Genomic DNA, 2,441 nt, shown 5'->3' with positions numbered 1-2,441 from the left:
GACGGTCTGGCGTCGTGGCGCCGGGCGCAGGGGCTGCCGGGTGTGTCGATGGCGTGGGGTCTGTGGGCCGAGGCCAGCGGCATGACCGGACACCTCGGCGAGGACGACATCCAGCGAATATCCCGCTCGGGCGTGCTGCCACTGGCCACGGACGAGGGCCTTGAACTGTTGGACGCCGCTCTGGTCTCGGACCCGGTGGTCCCCGTTCTCTTCCGGCTGGACATCCCCGCGCTGCGTGCGCAGGGCGCCGAACTCCCCGCCCTCTTCCGCAACGTCGTACCGGGGGTGACGGTCCGCCGTGTCGCGGGCGCCGGAGACGCGGACGGGGACGACATCGCCGCCCGCCTGCGGCGGCGACTGCTCAGCATGTCCGAGGCGGACCAGGAGCAGTACCTGCTCGAAGAGCTGATCCGCATCCAGGTGGCCGCCGCCTTGGGACACTCGAAGTCGGACACCGTGGAGGTGGGCCGGCCCTTCAAGGAGCTGGGCTTCGACTCGCTCACCGCCGTGGAACTGCGGAACCGGCTGGGCGCGGAAACGGGTCTGCGCCTCCCGGCCACGCTCGTCTTCGACTACCCCAACCCGACCGTACTGGCGGGCTATCTGCGCTCGGAGATCCTGGGTGCGCAGGCCGCGGCCATCGCGGCACCGGCGGCGGGCGGATCCGCCGCGGCCCCGGTGAGCACGGACGACGACCCGATCGCGATCGTCGCCATGAGCTGCCGTTTCCCCGGCGATGTGCGGACGCCCGAGGAGCTGTGGCAACTGGTGATGGCGGGCACCGATGCCACGTCGTCGCTCCCGTCCAACCGTGGCTGGGACCTCGAGTCGACGTACGACCCGGACCCCGCGCGCGAGGGCACGTACTACGCCCGCAACGGTGGCTTCCTCTACGAGGCGGACCAGTTCGACCCGGCGTTCTTCGGGATCTCACCGCGTGAGGCGCTGTCGATGGACCCGCAGCAGCGGCTGCTGCTGGAGACGTCCTGGGAGGCGTTCGAGCGGGCCGGTATCGACCCCGAGACGGCGAAGGGAAGCCGGACCGGCGTCTTCGTCGGCGTCGTCTACAACGACTACGGCACCCGGCTGCAAGGGAACGCTCCCGAGGGCTTCGAGGGCTACCTCGGCACCGGCAGCGCGGGCAGCGTGGCCTCCGGCCGTATCTCCTACACCCTGGGCCTCGAGGGCCCGGCCGTGACGGTGGACACCGCGTGCTCGTCGTCGCTGGTCGCGCTGCACCTGGCGGTCCAGGCGCTGCGTCAGGGCGAGTGCGACATGGCGCTGGCCGGCGGTGCGACCGTGATGTCCACCCAGGCCGGACTGGTGGACTTCAGCCGGCAGCGGGCGCTGTCCGCGGACGGCAAGTGCAAGGCGTTCAGTAACAGCGCGGACGGATTCGGATTCGCGGAGGGCGTCGGGCTGCTGCTCGTGGAGCGGCTGTCGGACGCCCGCCGCAAGGGCCACGAGGTGCTGGCCCTCGTCCGGGGTTCGGCCGTCAACCAGGACGGCGCTTCCAACGGCCTGACCGCTCCGAACGGCCCGTCGCAGCAGCGGGTGATCCGCGCGGCGCTGGAGACCGCCCGCCTGTCGGGCGCCGAGGTGGACGCGGTGGAGGCCCATGGCACGGGTACGTCGCTGGGTGACCCGATCGAGGCGCAGGCGCTGCTGGCCACCTACGGTCAGGGGCGGCCGGAGGACCAGCCGCTGTGGCTGGGCTCCATCAAGTCCAACATCGGCCATTCGCAGGCGGCGGCCGGTGTGGCCGGTGTCATCAAGATGGTGATGGCGATGCGGCACGGTGTGCTGCCGCAGACGCTGCACATCGATGAGCCGTCCCAGCACGTGGACTGGACGGCGGGCGACATCGAGCTGCTCACCGAGGCCACGGCCTGGCCGGAGACGGGACACCCGCGCCGCGCCGGCGTGTCGTCCTTCGGCGTGAGCGGGACGAACGCGCACGCGGTCCTGGAGCAGGCTCCGGCCGTCGAGCCGGCCGAGGTCGCCGAGGCCGAGGCCGCCGACGGTCCGGTGGCGTGGCTGGTGTCCGGCCGTACCCCGGAGGGGCTGCGGGCACAGGCCGAGCAGCTGCGGGAGTTCATGGCGGAGCGTCCGGAGCTGAGCGCCGCGGACGTGGCCTTCTCGCTGGTGGCGTCGCGGTCGGTGTTCGAGCACCGCGGGGTGGTGACGGGGGCCGGTCGTGAGGAACTGCTCGAGCGGCTGGGCGCGTTGGCCGGGGGCGAGGTTGCCTCGGGTGTGACGCGTGGCGTGGCGGATGTGCGTGGCCGTTCGGTGTTCGTGTTCCCCGGCCAGGGTGCGCAGTGGATCGGTATGGGCGTGGGGCTGTTGGAGTCCTCGCCGGTGTTCGCCGAGGCGATCGGCGAGTGTGAGACGGCCCTGTCGGCGTACGTGGACTGGTCGCTCACCGAGGTGCTGCGTGGCGT

Annotated in this window: 1 protein-coding gene; it reads left to right on the top strand. The window is 72.0% G+C overall.

The features are described from left to right. Positions 1–2,441, top strand: a 2,441-nt coding sequence (locus ABD329_RS47615) for a type I polyketide synthase (RefSeq protein ID WP_344318254.1), incomplete at both ends; no start/stop codon positions are given.

Origin of the sequence: Streptomyces javensis, from assembly GCF_039525925.1 — a bacterium.
Taxonomy (GTDB): domain Bacteria; phylum Actinomycetota; class Actinomycetes; order Streptomycetales; family Streptomycetaceae; genus Streptomyces; species Streptomyces asiaticus.
Note: the sequence above shows the minus strand (reverse complement) of the source record. Positions and strands in the feature narration are given on the sequence as shown.